This is a genomic window from Proteobacteria bacterium CG1_02_64_396, from assembly GCA_001872725.1.
Taxonomy (GTDB): Bacteria; Pseudomonadota; MNWR01; order CG1-02-64-396; family CG1-02-64-396; genus CG1-02-64-396.
Genome location: MNWR01000043.1, coordinates 1 through 16,348, shown reverse-complemented (window position 1 = coordinate 16,348; position 16,348 = coordinate 1). Strand labels below are relative to the sequence as shown.

Annotated in this window: 18 protein-coding genes; 14 read left to right on the top strand and 4 right to left on the bottom strand. The window is 63.6% G+C overall.

All coding sequences use genetic code 11. The features are described 5' to 3' along the window. Window positions 1–365 precede the first annotated feature (365 nt). The 13 genes from AUJ55_05390 to AUJ55_05330 all read left to right on the top strand — a co-directional run bounded on the left by AUJ55_05390 (window position 366) and on the right by AUJ55_05330 (window position 11,883). A complete protein-coding gene (locus AUJ55_05390) occupies window positions 366–809 on the top strand; it encodes a ribose 5-phosphate isomerase B (protein ID OIO58268.1) in 444 nt (147 codons plus the stop codon). Between the two features lie 84 nt (window positions 810–893). After that, on the top strand, window positions 894–2,129 hold the full coding sequence (gene glyA, locus AUJ55_05385) for a serine hydroxymethyltransferase (GenBank protein OIO58267.1): 1,236 nt from the start codon (window positions 894–896) through the stop codon (window positions 2,127–2,129). Between the two features lie 3 nt (window positions 2,130–2,132). Continuing rightward, complete coding sequence (locus tag AUJ55_05380; GenBank protein ID OIO58266.1) at window positions 2,133–2,600, top strand: transcriptional regulator NrdR; 468 nt, start codon at window positions 2,133–2,135, stop codon at window positions 2,598–2,600. A gap of 29 nt (window positions 2,601–2,629) precedes the next feature. Then, entirely contained in the window at window positions 2,630–3,748 is a 1,119-nt protein-coding gene (locus AUJ55_05375) for a riboflavin biosynthesis protein RibD (GenBank protein ID OIO58280.1), read from the top strand. A 3-nt stretch (window positions 3,749–3,751) separates the two neighbouring features. Next, window positions 3,752–4,399 (top strand): riboflavin synthase subunit alpha, encoded by a 648-nt coding sequence (locus AUJ55_05370; protein OIO58265.1) that lies wholly within the window; start codon window positions 3,752–3,754, stop codon window positions 4,397–4,399. A gap of 90 nt (window positions 4,400–4,489) precedes the next feature. After that, complete coding sequence (locus AUJ55_05365) at window positions 4,490–5,722, top strand: bifunctional 3,4-dihydroxy-2-butanone 4-phosphate synthase/GTP cyclohydrolase II (protein ID OIO58279.1); 1,233 nt, start codon at window positions 4,490–4,492, stop codon at window positions 5,720–5,722. Window positions 5,723–5,762: 40 nt separating this feature from the next. Beyond that, window positions 5,763–6,251, top strand: coding sequence for a 6,7-dimethyl-8-ribityllumazine synthase (locus tag AUJ55_05360; GenBank protein ID OIO58264.1), 489 nt, complete (start codon window positions 5,763–5,765; stop codon window positions 6,249–6,251). 37 nt (window positions 6,252–6,288) lie between these two features. Beyond that, a complete protein-coding gene (locus tag AUJ55_05355; protein OIO58263.1) occupies window positions 6,289–6,717 on the top strand; it encodes a transcription antitermination factor NusB in 429 nt (142 codons plus the stop codon). Further along, window positions 6,714–7,721, top strand: a complete 1,008-nt coding sequence (locus AUJ55_05350) for a thiamine-phosphate kinase (protein OIO58262.1) — start codon at window positions 6,714–6,716, stop codon at window positions 7,719–7,721. Before AUJ55_05355 ends, AUJ55_05350 begins: the two co-directional genes overlap by 4 nt. 31 nt (window positions 7,722–7,752) lie before the next feature. Further along, window positions 7,753–9,411, top strand: coding sequence for a CTP synthase (locus AUJ55_05345; GenBank protein OIO58278.1), 1,659 nt, complete (start codon window positions 7,753–7,755; stop codon window positions 9,409–9,411). Continuing rightward, window positions 9,408–10,190: a 3-deoxy-8-phosphooctulonate synthase gene (locus tag AUJ55_05340; protein OIO58261.1), complete on the top strand. Its 783-nt coding sequence runs from the start codon at window positions 9,408–9,410 to the stop codon at window positions 10,188–10,190. Before AUJ55_05345 ends, AUJ55_05340 begins: the two co-directional genes overlap by 4 nt. Window positions 10,191–10,320: 130 nt before the next feature. Beyond that, the gene (locus tag AUJ55_05335) at window positions 10,321–11,604 is read left to right on the top strand and encodes a phosphopyruvate hydratase (GenBank protein OIO58260.1); all 1,284 of its coding nucleotides are present in this window, start codon (window positions 10,321–10,323) and stop codon (window positions 11,602–11,604) included. 12 nt (window positions 11,605–11,616) lie between these two features. Next, window positions 11,617–11,883, top strand: coding sequence for a hypothetical protein (locus AUJ55_05330; protein ID OIO58259.1), 267 nt, complete (start codon window positions 11,617–11,619; stop codon window positions 11,881–11,883). Between the two features lie 123 nt (window positions 11,884–12,006). On the opposite strand, the gene AUJ55_05325 is transcribed toward AUJ55_05330, so the two are convergent. From AUJ55_05325 to AUJ55_05315, 3 genes are all read right to left on the bottom strand, one after another. Next, window positions 12,007–12,516, bottom strand: coding sequence for a hypothetical protein (locus tag AUJ55_05325; GenBank protein OIO58258.1), 510 nt, complete (start codon window positions 12,514–12,516; stop codon window positions 12,007–12,009). Between the two features lie 188 nt (window positions 12,517–12,704). Beyond that, a complete protein-coding gene (locus tag AUJ55_05320; GenBank protein ID OIO58257.1) occupies window positions 12,705–13,955 on the bottom strand; it encodes a hypothetical protein in 1,251 nt (416 codons plus the stop codon). 93 nt (window positions 13,956–14,048) lie between these two features. Continuing rightward, window positions 14,049–14,828 (bottom strand): hypothetical protein, encoded by a 780-nt coding sequence (locus AUJ55_05315; protein OIO58256.1) that lies wholly within the window; start codon window positions 14,826–14,828, stop codon window positions 14,049–14,051. A 94-nt stretch (window positions 14,829–14,922) separates the two neighbouring features. Between AUJ55_05315 and AUJ55_05310 the strand changes: the two genes are divergently transcribed. Next, window positions 14,923–15,849: a transporter gene (locus AUJ55_05310; GenBank protein ID OIO58255.1), complete on the top strand. Its 927-nt coding sequence runs from the start codon at window positions 14,923–14,925 to the stop codon at window positions 15,847–15,849. A gap of 201 nt (window positions 15,850–16,050) precedes the next feature. Here the strand turns inward: AUJ55_05310 and AUJ55_05305 are convergent, their stop codons facing one another. After that, on the bottom strand, window positions 16,051–16,311 hold the full coding sequence (locus tag AUJ55_05305; GenBank protein ID OIO58254.1) for a hypothetical protein: 261 nt from the start codon (window positions 16,309–16,311) through the stop codon (window positions 16,051–16,053). Window positions 16,312–16,348: the final 37 nt, after the last annotated feature.

Below are 16,348 nucleotides of genomic sequence, written 5' to 3'. Positions count from 1 at the left end.
GAAGCGTTGCAGTCGTAGGAGGCGACCCCGTCGCCGAAGCGTTGCAGTCGTAGGAGGCGACCCCGTCGCCGAAGCGCTGCAGTCGTAGGAGGCCCCCGTCGCCGAAGCGCTGCAGTCGTAGGAGGCGACCCCGTCGCCGAAGCGCTGCTGATTCAAGGCAGGATGCCTTTAATCAGCGCTTCCTTAGAAGTACCCACAAGTGTTGGTCGGGTTCGTTCAGAGAGGCCCGAGGTAAATCGCCCCATCAAACTCCGCTCATTGCGCCCATCCCCCTTGTGCTTGCCCCGAAGCGGCTAAAACAGGCACAATTTTCCCGCTGTTCACCCCACCTCTTCCGACAAACCTGCACTGGATTCCAAGACCTCATGCCTATTGCGATTGCCTCGGACCACGGCGGTTTCGGGCTCAAAAGCCATTTGATCGATTACCTTGCCAGCCGCGAGGGGGTAGAGGTGGTCGATTTGGGGGTCAAAACCCCCGACTCGGTCGATTACCCCGAATATGCCGCCAAACTCTGCCGCGCCGTACTTGATGGGCAGGTGGAACGGGGCATTTTGCTATGCGGCACCGGCATCGGCATCTCGATGGCCGCCAACCGCTTCGAGGGGATTCGCGCTGCGCTGTGCCACGATGAGTTCACCGCCCGCCTGTCTCGTCTCCACAACGACGCCAATGTGCTCGTATTGGGGGGGCGGATTTTGGGGGTTGGGTTGGCCGAGGCTATCGTCGACGTCTGGCTTGAAACCCCCTTCGAGGGGGGGCGGCACCGGCGGCGGGTCGAGGCCATCGAAAAGGTGAAGAGCTTTTAACGATCCTCTTCATACTTCGTTCTGTAACGTACCTTTCACCGGCCCGAGGGCCGGTTTCCCTTTTTTGGCAACAAGGACAATCCCATGAGCCTTATTACCCGCATCGACGCCGAGGTCCAGAAAGCCATCGACCTGGAAAACATCCGCCAGGAAGAGCACATTGAACTGATCGCCTCGGAGAACTACACCTCCACCGCCGTCATGGCGGCCCAGGGTTCTCAGCTGACCAACAAATATGCCGAAGGCTACCCCGGTAAGCGTTATTACGGCGGCTGCGAATACGTCGACATCGCCGAGCAGCTGGCCATCGACCGGGCCAAGGCGCTCTTCGGCGCCGAGCACGCCAACGTCCAGCCCCATAGCGGCTCCCAGGCCAACATGGGGGTCTACATGGCGATGTTGGAGCCGGGTGACACCATTCTCGGGATGAGCCTGGCCCACGGTGGCCACCTGACCCATGGTGCCTCGGTGAATTTCTCGGGCAAGATCTACAACGTGATCGCCTACGGGCTTGACCCCGAGAGCGAGAAGATCGACTACGACGCGGTCGAGGCGTTGGCGCTGGAGCACAAGCCCAAGATGATCGTGGCGGGGGCCTCGGCCTACTCCCAGATCATCGATTTTCCCCGTTTTCGCGAAATCGCCGACAAGGTTGGCGCCTGGTTGATGGTCGACATGGCCCACTTCGCCGGACTCGTCGCCACCGGGGAGCACCCCAGCCCGGTCCCCTATGCCGATTTCGTCACCACCACCACCCACAAAACCCTGCGCGGCCCCCGGGGCGGCATGATTTTGTGCCGTGAGGAGTACGCCAAGAAGATCAACTCGGCGATCTTCCCCGGCATTCAGGGTGGCCCTCTGATGCACGTCATTGCTGCCAAGGCGGTCGCCTTTGGTGAGGCCGCTACTGCGCAATTCAAAACCTACACCCAGCAGGTGCGGGCCAACGCCGTAAAGCTTGCCGAGGTGCTGGCCAGCCGAGGGGTGCGCATCGTCAGCGGCGGCACCGAGAACCATCTGTTCTTGGTCGATCTGACCGCCAAGAACATCACCGGCAAAGAGGCCGAGGCCGCCTTGGGCCGGGCCAACATCACAGTGAACAAAAACGCCATTCCCTTCGATAAACAAAGCCCCTTCGTGACCTCGGGCATCCGCATCGGCTCCCCCGCCGTCACCAGCCGCGGCATGGGGCTGGATGAGATGGAGCAGATTGCCACCGCGATTGCCGATGTGCTCGACGCCATCAACGACGAGTCGGTCATCGAGGCGGTCAAGGGGCGGATGGCGGCGTTGACCGCCCGCTTCCCGATCTACCGCTAAGCCATGCGCTGCCCCTTCTGCGGCGACGAGAACAGCCAAGTCAAAGAGACTCGGGAGACCGAGGAGGCGATCCGTCGCCGCCGTCAGTGCACCGCCTGCGGCAGCCGCTACACCACCTTCGAGCGCTGTGAAGAGGTTTTGCCGGTAGTGGTCAAGCGGGACGGACGGCGCGAGCCGTTTTCCCGCGAAAAGCTGGAGCGCTCCCTCTTCGTGGCCACCCAGAAGCGGCCCGTTTCGGTCGAGGATGTGGAGGGGCTCGTCGACCGGGTGGTGCGCTGGGCCCAGGAGCGCAACGGGCGCGAGCTCGACAGCCGCACCATCGGCGAGCGGGTGATGGGCGAATTGGCCGGGGTCGATCCAGTCGCCTACATCCGTTTCGCCTCGGTTTATCTGGCCTTCGACGATCCCGACGACTTTGTCCGAGAGATCGCCCGTCTGCGCAACATTGGGATGGAGGAGCCAACAACATGACCCCGTCCGAGGTTGCCACCCCCGACGAAATGGCCGATTACGCCTTGATGGGGCGGGCCCTCGATTTGGCGCGCCACGGCATCGGCACCACCCATCCCAATCCGATGGTGGGGTGTGTGATCGTCGACCAAGGGGGCAACGTGGTCGGGGAGGGGTACCACCCCGAGGCAGGGCAGCCCCACGCCGAGGTCTTCGCCCTGAGGCAGGCTGGGGAGCGAGCCCGGGGCGCCACCGCCTACGTCACCCTAGAGCCCTGCGATCACCATGGCCGCACCCCGCCGTGCAGTCAGGCGCTGATCGATGCGGGGCTGGGGCGGGTGGTGGTGGCGATGGTCGATCCCAATCCGCTGGTGGCGGGCAAGGGGATCGAGCGGCTGCGGGACGCGGGGATCGACGTGAGTGTCGGGGTGCTTGAAAGCGAAGCCCAAGATCTCAATCGCGCTTTTAGTCATTGGATTGTCCAGCGGCGTCCCTTCGTCACCCTGAAGGCGGCGATGAGTCTGGATGGCCAAGAGGCGGCGGCCAGCGGCGAATCCAAGTGGATCACTGGCGAGCCGGCCCGGCAGCGGTCCCACGGGATTCGCGGTTTTGTCGATGCGGTGGTGGTGGGGATCGGCACGGTGCTGGCCGACGACCCCGAACTGACCGACCGCCGTCCCGGTAGGGTCCGCCAACCGGTGCGGGTGGTGCTCGACCGCAACCTGCGGATTCCCGGCGACAGTCGTCTGCTGGCCAGCCTTGACCAGGCGCCGGTTTGGGTGGTTTACGATCCCGACGACGCCCCCCCCGAACGGGCCGAGGCGTTGGAACGTTTGGGGGCTCGCCCCTTTCCCTGGCCCGCCACCCCCGAGGAGGGGTTGACCCTCAAACGGTTGATGGCCGCGTTGGGGGAGGAGGGGTTGATCCACCTGATGGTGGAGGGGGGGCCGACGCTGCACAGCGCCTTTTTTGCCGAAGGGTTGGTCGACGAGGTCGCCCTCTTCATAGCCCCCATCTTGTTGGGGCAAGGGGGGTACGGGCTGATGAACCGCCACCCGGTTTGGCAAATGAGCGACCGTATCGAACTCGACACGACGACGGTCGAACGCTTGGGGCGCGATCTGTTGGTCACCGCCCGCGTGGTCCACGCCAAGCAGCAAGGGGACTAAACGATGTTCACCGGGTTGGTCGAAGATGTGGGCAAGCTGCTACGGGTCGAGCGCACCGGGGGCGACGCCCGCCTGACGCTGGAACCCAGCCGCATACCGCTGCATGAGGTCGCTCTGGGCGATTCGGTAGCGGTCAACGGCGCCTGTCTTACCGTGGTGGTCAACGACGGCAAACGGTTGATCTTCGACGTTTCGGTCGAAACCCTGAACGTCACCACCTTGGGGCACTTGCCGTCGGGTAGCCCAGTGAATTTGGAGCGGGCTTTGGCGATGGGGCAACGGCTGGGGGGGCACATGGTGGCGGGTCATGTTGACGGTCAGGGGCGTCTGCTCGCCAAAACCCCGGACGGTCGCTCGACCCGGTTGACCTTCTCGTTCCCCGAAGAGGTCGGCAAATACATCGTCGCCAAGGGATCGATCGCCATCGACGGGGTGTCGCTGACGGTCAACACCGTTGAGCCGGGGCATTTTTCGGTCAACGTGGTTCCTCATACCTTGAGCCACACCCAGCTAGGGAGCGTGGCGGTAGGGGGGGCGGTGAATCTTGAGACCGATTTGATCGGACGCTACGTCGAGCGACTGTTGGAAGGATCCGCGCCGGGGGGAAAAGGGTCGGTTTGTCTTGAGACATGGTTGCGCGGCGGGTCGTAGTGTTTGGGTTTTGCCCATACCCATTGAAATGTTTGCCCTTTGGGGCCTTGCAGGTTTGAAGAGTGAAAGAAATACCTTATGTCCCACAATCTGGTTTCGATCGAAGAGGCGATTGCCGAGCTTAAGGCCGGCCGCATGATCATTCTGGTGGATGACGAAAACCGGGAAAACGAGGGCGATTTGGTCCTGGCTGGGGAGTTCACCACCCCCGAGGCGATCAATTTTATGGCGACTCATGGTCGCGGCTTGATCTGCCTGACCATGACCCGGGAACGGGTTGAATTCTTGGGATTGCCGCTCATGGTGGTCGACAACAACGCCAAGTTTAAGACCGCCTTCACCGTCTCCATCGAGGCGGCCACCGGGGTGACCACCGGGATCTCGGCCCCCGACCGGGCCCGAACCATTCAGGCGGCCATCAATCCCGACGCCAAACCGAGCGATGTGGTGCAGCCGGGGCACATTTTCCCCCTGATGGCCCGAGATGGTGGGGTGTTGGTGCGGGCTGGCCATACCGAGGGATCGGTCGATCTGGCCCGGCTTGCGGGGCTCAATCCCTCGGGGGTGATCTGCGAAATCCTGAAGGAGGACGGGACGATGGCCCGTCTGCCCGATTTGGTGGGGTTTGCCAAGATTCACAACCTCAAGATCGCCTCGATTGCCGATCTGATCGAGTACCGGCGCCGCAACGAGCAACTGGTCCACCGTACGGTCGAAAGTCGGATGCCCAGCCGCTATGGCAACACCGATTTCACCATGGTGCTCTACAGCAACGATGTGGATGAAAAAGAGCACATCGCCCTGACCCTGGGGGAGGTGGGCAACGGCGATCCGGTGTTGGTGCGGGTCCATTCCGAATGCCTGACCGGCGATATCTTTGGCTCCAAACGCTGCGATTGCGGCGAGCAACTTCATGTCGCCATGGAGCAGATCGCCAAAGAGGGGCGGGGGGTGCTGCTTTACCTGCGCCAAGAGGGGCGAGGGATTGGCCTGACCAACAAGCTGCACGCCTACAACCTGCAAGACAAAGGGGCCGATACCGTCGAGGCCAATCAGGCGCTTGGATTGGGGGCGGATCTACGCGAATACGGCATCGGCGCCCAGATCCTCAAGGACCTGGGGGTTCGCAAAATGCGGCTGATGACCAATAATCCCAAGAAGATCGTCGGCATCGAGGGGTACGGGCTCGAAATGGTCGAGCGGGTCCCCTTGCAGATTTGCCCCAACGAAGAAAATCGCTCCTACCTCAAGACCAAAAAAGAGAAGCTCGGCCATCTTTTAGAGGGTTGCGAGGAGGAACATCCCAGCAACGCCCAAGATTGATCGTCACCCCTACTCGGGCCATGTGCCATCGGGAGCTGTTATGAGCCAACCCCGTACGTTTGAAGGTTTTTTGAGTGCCGAGGGGCTGCGTGTTGCCCTGGTTGTCGGTCGTTTCAACAGCCTGATCGGCGAGCGTCTGCTGGAGGGGGCCATCGATGCCCTGACCCGGCACGGTGCCAATCCCGCCGAGCAGACCATTGTTCGGGTGCCCGGTGCCTACGAAATCCCCCTGGCGGCCCGTCGCGCCGCCCAGCTCGATGGAATCGACGCGGTGGTCACCTTGGGCGCGGTCATCCGTGGCGCCACCCCCCACTTCGATTATGTGGCGGGCGAGGTCGCCAAAGGGGTGGCCCAGGTGGGACTTGAGGTCGACAAACCGGTGATCTTCGGGGTGCTGACCACCGACACCATCGAGCAGGCGGTGGAGCGGGCCGGAACCAAGGCGGGCAACAAGGGGTTCGATGCGGCGGTGACCGCCATCGAGATGGTTAACCTCTTCCGCGCCATGGGCACCCAAGCCCGTGGTTAAGGCGAGTTCCGTGGGCGGGGGCCGCCATAAGGCCCGATTGGTCGCCATTCAAGAGCTCTACCGCCGTGAGGTGGGGGGCGACAAATCGGGGATCGACATCGATCTGCCCGACGATATTGCCGACAGCAGTCTGCGTCGCAACGCCGATCAACCCTTCGTTCAGGATCTCGTTCAGGGGGTATCGAATGCGGGCGGTGCCCTCGACGAACTGATTGGTCAAGCCAGCGAAAACTACCCGGTCGCCCGCATGACGGTGATGGATCGGTTGATCCTGCGCCTAGCCACCTACGAATTGCAGCAACACCGCCAAGTCTCCCGTCGCATCATCATCAACGAGGCGCTCGAATTGGCCCGCTCGTTTGCCGACGAGTCGTCGGTCCGATTCATCAACGGGGTGCTCGACCGTTTGGCCCGAACCATTCGGGGCGATCACGATACCGACGCGCAGGAGGATGGCCCGGCATGAGCCTCAGTTCGTTGCCCGACGAGTTCGAGATCATCGAGCGGTTTTTCCACCGTCCCACGCGAAGTGGCCTGGTGCGCAACAGTGTCGGCGACGACGCCGCCGTGTTGCGCAGTCCGCGCACCCAGGACTTGGTTGTCTCCACAGATCTGGCCATCGAAGGGGTTCATTTTTTGCCCGGCGAGGCGGCCGACCGGGTCGCGGCGCGGGGGTTGCGGGCGGCGCTCTCCGACCTGAGTGCCATGGGTGCGATCCCCGATTCGTACACCCTGGCGATCACCCTGCCCGAGAGCATCGACGAGACTTGGCTCACCGCCTTTGCCCAGGGGCTGGCCGAACAAGAGGAGCTCTTCGGGATCACCCTGACCGGTGGCGATACCTGTCGCGGCCCGACGCTGAGCCTGGCCTACACCGTCATCGGCCACGTCCCCATGGAGCGTGCGGTCCTGCGGGGCGGCGCCCGGCCCGGCATGGCGCTGCTGGTCACCGGCACCATCGGCGATAGCGGCTACGGCCTGCGCCATCGTTTGGCAGCCGACCCCTTCTGGAGCGAGGGTGAAGCCCAGGCGCTCGACCACCGTTTCATGACCCCTCCCAATTGCAACGTCGTGATGCGCCATCTGCTCGAATCGGGGGTGGTACGGGCCGCCATCGACGTCAGCGACGGTGTGATCGCCGATGCCCATCATTTGGCTCGGGCCAGCGGTTGCGGCCTCGAAATCGATCTTGAGGCGCTCCCCCTCTCCGAGGCTGTCGCCCGCCGTGCCCAGATCGAAGGGGCACTTGAAACCCGCAAGTTCGCCGCGACTGCGGGGGAAGATTTCGAAATCCTGATGGCGGTTCCGGTCGTCGAGATCGATCAGGCGCTGGCCATCGCCCGAGAGCACAACATCGCCTTAACCCAGGTCGGCCTCTTCGTTGAGGGCGAAGGGGTACATACCCGTTTTCAAGGGCAGCCCGTCGTCGTTTCCCACCCCGGCTACCGCCATTTCTCCGGCCCAAAGTAAAGCTATGAACCCCCAGCAACCGCCCGCCGATATGCCCCTGCCCAAATTCGTTTTCGTCACCGGAGGGGTGGTCTCCTCTCTCGGTAAAGGGATCGCCGCCTCCAGTCTGGCGGCGCTGCTCGAAGCCCGTGGTCTCAGAGTGACCCTGGCCAAGTTCGACCCCTACCTCAATGTCGATCCCGGCACCATGAGCCCCTATCAGCACGGCGAGGTCTTCGTCACCGACGACGGGGCCGAAACCGATCTCGACCTGGGCCACTACGAGCGTTTTACCCGCGCCACTATGGGGCAGCGCAACAACGTCACCACCGGACGGATTTATTCGCAGGTGATCGCCAAGGAGCGGCGCGGCGACTATCTGGGCGGCACCGTGCAGGTTATTCCCCACGTCACCGACGCCATCAAGGAGCGTATGTTGGCGGTGGGGGAGGGGGTCGACATCGCCATCGTCGAGATCGGTGGTACCGTCGGCGACATCGAGTCACAGCCCTTCTTAGAGGCGATTCGTCAGCTGCGCCACGACCTGGGGCGCAACCGCACCGTCTGCGTTCACCTGACCCTGGTCCCCTACATCTCTTCGGCGGGGGAGCTCAAAACCAAGCCGACCCAACACTCGGTCAAGGAGCTGCGGGCCATCGGTATTCAGCCCGACATTCTGGTCTGCCGCAGCGACCGCGACATTCCCGCCAGCGAGCGGCGCAAGATCGGTCTGTTCTGCAACGTCGAGACCTACAACGTCTTGGCCGCCATCGACGTCGACACCATCTATGCCGTCCCCATGGCGCTCTACCGGGAGCGTTTCGGCGCCAAGGTGCTCGACCTGCTCGGTATGCCCAGTCAGCAGGAGCCCAACCTGACCGCCTGGGAAAACCTGGTCCAGGCGATTCGCTATCCCACCCGCCGGGCGCGGGTGGCGGTGGTGGGCAAATATGTCGAACTGGCCGACGCCTACAAGTCGATCCACGAGGCGTTGATCCACGCCGGGGTCGCCAATCAGGCGGGGGTCGACATTCTCTATGTCGATGCCGAGGACCTGCTCGATCAAGGGGCGGGGGGGTACCTTGAGGGGGTCGATGCGGTATTGGTCCCCGGCGGGTTTGGGGAACGGGGGATCGAAGGGAAAATCGCCGCGATTCACCATGCTCGGCTGCGCAAGATCCCCTTCTTGGGGATTTGTCTGGGCATGCAACTGGCGGTGATCGAATACGCCCGCAACGTGGCGGGGATCATCGATGCCGACTCCTCCGAGTTCAGCCCCACCGGTCCCGATTCGGTGATCGACCTGATGACGCGCTGGGAAAGAGGGGGCGACGTGGTCGAACGCAACGCCAAGAGCGATCTGGGCGGCACCATGCGTTTGGGGGCCTATCCCTGCCAGCTCAAGACCGGCAGTCAGGCGGGGAAGGCCTACGGAGCTGTGCAGGTCTCCGAACGCCACCGCCACCGCTTCGAATTCAACAACCTGTATCGCGAAAAGCTTGAGGCGGCTGGTTTGATTGTCTCGGGCACCTACCCTGGCGAGCACGCCACCTTGGTTGAGGTGGTAGAGCTGTGTGAGACGGTCCATCCCTGGTTCGTCGCCTGCCAGTTCCACCCCGAATTCAAGAGTCGTCCCTTCCAGCCCCATCCCCTGTTCGTCGCCTTCGTTAAAGCGGCGGTGACCGAGCGCGAGCGGCGGGAGCAGGCGTGAAACCGTTGATACTGATCGCCGGCCCCTGCGTCATCGAAACCCTCGATCTGGCCCTGTCGACCGCCGAAACCCTGAAGGGGATCGCCGAACGGCTCGGGCTCGACTTCTATTACAAATCCTCGTTCGACAAGGCCAACCGCACCTCCGCCAGCTCCTTCCGGGGGCCGGGGCGGGAGGAGGGGCTGCGCATTTTAGAACGGGTAAAGTCGGAGTTCGGCTTGAGGGTTCTGTCGGACGTGCATGACCTCGGCGACGTGACGGCGGCGGCAGGCACGCTCGACGTGCTGCAAATCCCCGCCTTTTTGTGTCGCCAGACCGACCTGGTGCAGGCGGCGGTGGCGACCGGCAAGACGGTCAACATCAAAAAGGGTCAGTTCATGGCCCCCTGGGATATGAAACCGGTGGTCGGCAAGGCGCGCGCCGTCGCAGGGGCGGGCGATCTGTGGCTGACCGAGCGGGGGACCACCTTCGGTTACAACAATCTGGTGGTCGATTTTCGCTCCTTTGCCGAGATGTCGGCCCTAGGCTGCCCGACCATCATGGACGCCACCCACTCGGTGCAGCTGCCGGGGGGGCAGGGGAGTTGCTCGGGGGGGCAGCGGGAGTTCGTGCCGACCATGGTCAAGGCGGCGATGGCGGTGGGAGCCGACGGCCTGTTTATGGAGACCCACCCGAACCCCGACCAGGCGCTGTGCGACGGCCCCAATTCCTGGCCGCTGGATCAAATGCAAGGCTTGCTCGAAACCGCACTCCGGATTCGCGAAGCGGCCATCCAGTAACTTGTTGGAGCGCCGCCTCGGCGCGATTGCCTGAACAAGGTTTTTAGTTTTTGTGGGGGCGCGGTTTTCCGCTCATCCTGAGGCCGTCGAAGGACGGCGCGATTATCCATCTAGATTTCAAGAGGTATTCATGTCCGAGATCATCGATATCCACGCCCGCCAGATCGTCGACTCCCGGGGCAATCCTACGGTTGAGGTCGACGTTCACCTCGCCTCGGGCGCCGTGGGGCGCGCCGCCGTTCCCTCGGGGGCCTCGACCGGTACCCGTGAGGCGGTGGAGCTGCGCGACGGCGATGCAAGCCGCTGGCTGGGCAAGGGGGTCGAGCAGGCGGTCAACAACGTCAACACCGTCATCGCCGACACCCTGCTGGGCTTCGATGCGCTGGATCAAGAACTGATCGACCGCACCATGATCGAGCTCGACGGCACCGCCAACAAAGGGCGCCTGGGCGCCAACGCCATCCTCGGGGTGTCGCTGGCGGTCGCCCGCGCCGCCGCCGCGCACGTCGGCCTGCCCCTCTACCGCTACATCGGCGGCAGCAGCGCCAAGACCCTGCCGGTGCCGATGATGAACGTCATTAACGGCGGCGCCCACGCCGACAACTCCCTCGATATTCAGGAGTTCATGTTCATGCCGGTTGGGGCCAGTAGCTTCGGCGAGGCGCTGCGTATGGGGGCGGAGATCTTCCACAACCTGAAAAAGGTGCTGGCCGCCCAAGGGCTGAACACCGCCGTGGGCGACGAAGGGGGGTTTGCCCCTTCGCTCAAGAGCAACGAAGAGGCGATTGGCTTGATTATCCAGGCCATTGAGAAGGCCGGGTACAAGGCCGGAGAGGATGTCGCCATCGCTCTGGACGTTGCCTCCAGCGAGTTCTTCAAGGATGGGAAATACCACCTCGAAGGTGAAGGACGCAGTCTGACCAGCGCCGAGTTCTGCGACTACCTGGCCACCCTGTGCGACAAGTACCCCATCGTCTCCATTGAAGACGGCATGGACGAAAGCGATTGGGCGGGCTGGAAGCTCTTGACCGACCGTTTGGGGGGCAAGGTGCAGTTGGTGGGGGACGATTTGTTCGTCACCAACACCGAGATCCTGGCCAAGGGGATCAAGGAGGGGGTCGGCAATTCGATCCTGATCAAGGTCAACCAGATCGGCACTCTGACCGAAACTCTGGAGGCCATCGAGATGGCCAAGCGGGCCGGTTACACCGCGATCTCCTCCCACCGCTCCGGCGAAACCGAGGACACCACCATCGCCGATCTGGCGGTGGCGACCAATTGCGGTCAGATCAAGACCGGCTCGATGAGCCGCTCCGACCGGATGGCCAAATACAACCAGCTGCTGCGCATCGAAGAGGAGCTGGGCGAGGTGGCCAAGTACCCCGGTCGGGAGACCTTCTACAACCTGCGTTAAGGATCGAGCCCCATGCCCGTACTGCTGCTGATCTGGTCTTTAACCTTCGCCGTCGCCGCCGATTGGGTGGCGGGCGATGGCGGGGTGATCTCTTACCTGCAACTCAAGCAGGAGGTCGCCAAGTTAGAAACCCAGCAGCGGGCGCTACGGGCGGGCAACGCGTTTTTGATGGCCGACATCAAAGAGATTCAAGAGAGCCCCTGGCGGGTGGAGGAGATCGCCCGCCGGGATCTCGGCATGGTACGGCCCGACGAGGTGGTGCACGTCTTCAGCGAGTGACCACAACGCGGGCGGAAACAACAAGGGCGGCCTTCGGGCCGCCCTTGTTGTTTATTAACCAGTAGAGGGACGCGCTCCGCCGCCTCCACAGCCGTGCTTCGACACGGCCCTGCGCTCTCCTCGCTACTTCTTCTTCACCTTCGGCTCCACAAAGATCACCGCCTCATCCATCCCCTTGCGGTCGACGCACTTGTTGCAGGTCGGATACCAGAAGAAGACCCGTTTGTGCCAGCGCAGGGTTTGGTCGCGCATCATGCCGCGGATGAACTCGGCGGTGGCATTGCCCAACCCGTCCAGGGTGCCGCGGAAGAGCTTGCTGTGCAGATGTAGGGTTTCGCGCCGCACCCGGGGGTGGGGGTCGCTCAGGGTTTTGAGGGGCAGCCACATCTCGCCCAGAAAAAAGGCGTCGAGCGATAGGGGACGCCAGTGCTCGTCGTCGAATTCCAGCTCAAGCTTTTCGCCAAACTCCCGCCCCTTCTCGATCAATCCCGCCATCCCCATCGGGGCATGGAAAAACATCGGCTGCGGCATGACGAGGTAGGTCTGCTCGATGTGGTGCTCCTTGAAATCCCAGTCTTTGGGATCGAGGGGATCTTGCGGGCAGCGGCAGGGGTAGTCGCGGTTTTGGCTCATGGGGCTCTCGGGGTTGAAAGGGCCGGGTTGTTGGCCGGAAGAGCGAAGCGAGGTCCGACATGCAAACGGTCGAGATGGCGGACTCGAAGCCGTGGGTGGCGCAAGGGGTTCATTGTAACGGTTGTTGGGCGGACGGTACCGCGCTCCTTGACCCTTGTGGGTTCTCCCCCTAAGGAAGCGCCATTAAATCAGCGCTTCCCCAACAATTCCCGCACCAACGTCGCATGGCGTTCGGTCGCCCCCCTTTGCGCCGCAATCCAGGAGGCGGCGCGGGTGCGACGGATGTTTTTCTCGGGCGTCCCTTCGGCCAGCATATGGGTCCAGGCTTTCCCGAGTTCATCCGCATCGTGGACGACCACCACGGCGTGGCAAGGGGTCAGGGCGGCGACCTCCTCGGCGACGGTGGCAGTATGGGGCCCCACCGCCACCGCCACCCCGGCGGCGACCGGCTCCAGCACGTTGTGCCCCCCGACCGGGGCAAGCGATCCCCCCAGAAAGGCGGCGTCGGCGGCGGCGAAGAGGGGGGCGAGCAGCCCCATGCGGTCGACCAACACCACCTCAGCTTCGGGGTGCTCGGCCAGAGTCGACCAACGCGCCCAACTTTCCCCCCCCTCATGCAGAAGCCGCTCGACCTCATCCAGCCGTTCCAGATGACGAGGGACCAAGGCGAGCTTGGGACGGGGATCCTGAAGCATGTGCCAGGCGGCGAGCGCCGCCGTCTCTTCGCCGGGATGGGTCGATCCGGCCACGATCAGTCGCAGGCTTGTGGCCCAGGCGCGCAGCCGAGCGAGGGTTTGCGGATCGGGCTGGGGGGGGTGGATGTCGAATTTGGGCCGACCGGTCACTTTGATGCGCTCAGGGGCAATCCCCAGGTTTTGCAGCCTCTTGGCGTGCTCTTGGCTTTGCGCCCCCACCCGGTCGATGGCGGTCAGCAGGGGGCGCAGCAACGGTTTCAAACGCGCCATGCGGCTTGCCGAGCGGGGGGAGATTCGGGCCGAGAGCCAGCCCAGTGGGGTGGCGCTGCAGGCGGCGAGCAGCCCCGGCCAGAACTCCCCCTCGCTCACCGCTACCGCCTGTACCCGGCAGCGACGCAGCAGGCGGCGGTGCAGCCAGGGGGCGTCCCAGGGAATCAGGGTGGCGCGGATGCGGGGGTGTTGGGGGATCGCCTCCAGAGCCGGGGTCCGAAATGCGGTGACCAGCAGATCAATCCCCTCGGGGTCGGCCAAGAGCTGATCGATCAAGGGGCGCAGGGAGCGGATCTCCCCCTGACTGGCGCCGTGCAGCCACAGGGTCGGTTTGGCGGTGGCGGGGGGCATTTTTAAGGTCAGGCGCCGCGCCCAGGGGTCGCGCAATTCGGGATGGAAGAGCAGCCATAACCCCAAAAAAGGGAGGAGGAGCAGCAATAGGAGGGTGGCGATCAGGTCGAGCAAACGGGGCATCAAGGGTTCACCCTCGCCCGGACGTGGGTGGATATGTAGGGTGGATAAGCGCAGCGCATCCACCTTTTTTGCGGAGAGGCGAACAAAACCGGCTCACCCCCGCACCTCAAGCCGCTCCAACTCCTGGGAGCTAAAGCCCCCCTGCAACCGCGCCGCGATGTTCAGCGGCCCGCGAATGCCACCGCGCAAAAAACGGGCGACCAAACTTTTGAAGGTCGCCTCCGGATCGAGCCCCCGCTGCGCGCACAAAAACAAAAACCAGCGCGACCCTGCCGCCACATGGCCGATCTCGTCGCGGTAGATCACCTTGAGCGCCTCGGCCCCGGCCCGATCCCCTTGTTCCTCAAGCCGTGCGATCATCCCGGGGGTGACGTCGAGACCCCGCGCCTCCAGGGTGCGGGGAATCATCGCCATGCGGTGCAACGGATCGTCGACGGTCTCGACCGCCATCCCCCAGATCCCCTCGTGGGCATCGAAGTCGCCGTAGTCACACCCCATGCTGCGCAGGTGGTCGCGCAGCAGGACGAAGTGCTCCGCCTCCTCTTTGGCGATGCGGGCCCAGTCGTCGTAGTAGTCGCGGGGTAGATTGCGAAAGCGGTGGAGGGCGTCCCAGGCAAGGTCGATGGCGGTCAGCTCGATGTGAACCAGGGCGTGGAAGCGCGCCGCTTTGGCCTGTCCTCCCCCAGTACGTCTGGGGACCTTGCCGGGGGGAACAATGCGGGGCCGTTCGGGGCGCCCCGGCTCGGGGGTCGGCTCGGTCTCATCCATCCCCAACGGCAAATCCTCCTGCGCCCAGGCGGCGAATCCGTCGAGGGTCAGGGCCACCTTCAGGTCGGGATCGGCGGCGCTCAGGGCGGCGCGAGCGACCGCCATCAGGGATGAAAAGTGTTGAGGGGGCAAAGTCGGCCTTTAAGGGTTCAAGCGGCGCAGCGGCGCCGAGATACCTAAAAAAAGAGAGTTCAATGCGATGAACGGTGTTTTGGCCCAAACCGCCGGGCTGATTGTATGCGGCATTGTGTGGCGTCGTTTTCAGCCGGGTGGGCTGGAGGGGGAGTCGACCCGTCGGGTTTTGACCGGGGTCGTCTACCACCTGCTGCTTCCCGCCTTGGTGCTGGGGGTACTGTGGCAGGCTCCCATGAACGGCGACGCAATCCGCATTGCAGTGGTCGCCGCAGCCGGCGTGCTGGCGGCGATGGCGACCGCCTGGGCGATCTACCGGTTTTTGCCCGCCCCCTTCAGTACCGCAGGGGGCCCCGCCGTTGGAGCCCTGATCCTAGCGGCGGCTTTTGGCAACGTCACCTATTTGGGTCTTCCGGTTCTTGAGAGCGCCTTCGGCCCTTGGGCCCGGGCGGTCGCCATCGAATACGACCTGTTTGCCTGCACCCCGCTGCTGCTCACCTTAGGGATCGCCATCGCCCAGCGCTACGGCCACGACCCCTCCGGGCAAAGCCCTTTGCAAGCGCTGCTGCGGGTACCTCCGCTGTGGGCGGCGCTGGCCGCCATCGCCTTGAATCTGGGGGGGGTGCCGCTCCATCCCTGGCTGGCGGGGGGGCTTGCAATGTTGGGGGCGGGGGTGGTGCCGTTGATGCTCTTTTCGGTGGGGCTTGGCCTGCGCTGGAGCGGCGGTTGGAAACGCCGTCTGCCGCTGCTGCTCCCGGCGGTGGCGATTCAACTGCTGCTCACCCCGCTGCTGGTTGCCTGGCTCGGGGGGTGGATCGGTCTTTCGGGGGATGTGCTGCGGGCGGTGGTTGTGGAGGCGGCGATGCCGAGCATGGTGCTGGGGATCGTGCTCTGCGACCGCTTTGGACTGGATACCCCCCTCTACGCCGAGGCGGTGACCCTATCGACCATTCTTGTGGCGGTCACGCTGCCGATGTGGTTTGGATCGTTTTAGGGAAACGCTGAAAAAAGGCGTCTGCCGTTTTTCAGCGTCGTTTCGCAAAAACCAAAAGTGGGTGCTTTGAGACGACATGGTTTTTGCTTCGCTTTCAAAATCAGCAGAGCTTCGGCGACGGGGTCGCCTCCTACTTACGTTCCTGATTTTGGCGGCCCATCCATGGGTCGCAAGGAAGCGACGGCCCTCTTAACCGGTTTTTCAAGCCTCGTGGGGGCGCTGCACCACTTCGGCCCAGTGCAGCGACTGAACGATGTCGGGATGACGTTCGGCCAGATCGACGAGCACCTGGGAGGGCCATTGGTAAAGGCGGCAGGGGGTCACACTCTGCGCCGTGACCTGCTGGGGCGCCCCACCGTTGAGGCTCAGGTCGCCGAAGTAGTCCCCCGAAATCAGGTTGCCTAGGAGTCTGTCGGACTTTTCCCAAGGACATGAGACGATATGAGGCATGATATGAGGCATCTGTCGTAACAAGCCGAGGAGCCCCGATTATGAGCCG

Excerpts from the sequence above, each read along its gene's own strand:
- AUJ55_05330 (OIO58259.1), top strand. The coding sequence starts at position 11,617 with ATGCCCGTACTGCTGCTGATCTGGTCTTTAACCTTCGCCGTCGCCGCC.
- AUJ55_05380 (OIO58266.1), top strand. The coding sequence starts at position 2,133 with ATGCGCTGCCCCTTCTGCGGCGACGAGAACAGCCAAGTCAAAGAGACT.
- AUJ55_05390 (OIO58268.1), top strand. The coding sequence starts at position 366 with ATGCCTATTGCGATTGCCTCGGACCACGGCGGTTTCGGGCTCAAAAGC.
- AUJ55_05360 (OIO58264.1), top strand. The coding sequence starts at position 5,763 with ATGAGCCAACCCCGTACGTTTGAAGGTTTTTTGAGTGCCGAGGGGCTG.
- AUJ55_05345 (OIO58278.1), top strand. The coding sequence starts at position 7,753 with ATGCCCCTGCCCAAATTCGTTTTCGTCACCGGAGGGGTGGTCTCCTCT.
- AUJ55_05310 (OIO58255.1), top strand. The coding sequence starts at position 14,923 with ATGAACGGTGTTTTGGCCCAAACCGCCGGGCTGATTGTATGCGGCATT.
- AUJ55_05335 (OIO58260.1), top strand. The coding sequence starts at position 10,321 with ATGTCCGAGATCATCGATATCCACGCCCGCCAGATCGTCGACTCCCGG.
- AUJ55_05350 (OIO58262.1), top strand. The coding sequence starts at position 6,714 with ATGAGCCTCAGTTCGTTGCCCGACGAGTTCGAGATCATCGAGCGGTTT.
- AUJ55_05325 (OIO58258.1), bottom strand. The coding sequence starts at position 12,516 with ATGAGCCAAAACCGCGACTACCCCTGCCGCTGCCCGCAAGATCCCCTC.
- AUJ55_05370 (OIO58265.1), top strand. The coding sequence starts at position 3,752 with ATGTTCACCGGGTTGGTCGAAGATGTGGGCAAGCTGCTACGGGTCGAG.
- AUJ55_05315 (OIO58256.1), bottom strand. The coding sequence starts at position 14,828 with ATGGCGGTCGCTCGCGCCGCCCTGAGCGCCGCCGATCCCGACCTGAAG.
- AUJ55_05375 (OIO58280.1), top strand. The coding sequence starts at position 2,630 with ATGGCCGATTACGCCTTGATGGGGCGGGCCCTCGATTTGGCGCGCCAC.
- glyA (OIO58267.1), top strand. The coding sequence starts at position 894 with ATGAGCCTTATTACCCGCATCGACGCCGAGGTCCAGAAAGCCATCGAC.
- AUJ55_05305 (OIO58254.1), bottom strand. The coding sequence starts at position 16,311 with ATGCCTCATATCATGCCTCATATCGTCTCATGTCCTTGGGAAAAGTCC.
- AUJ55_05320 (OIO58257.1), bottom strand. The coding sequence starts at position 13,955 with ATGCCCCGTTTGCTCGACCTGATCGCCACCCTCCTATTGCTGCTCCTC.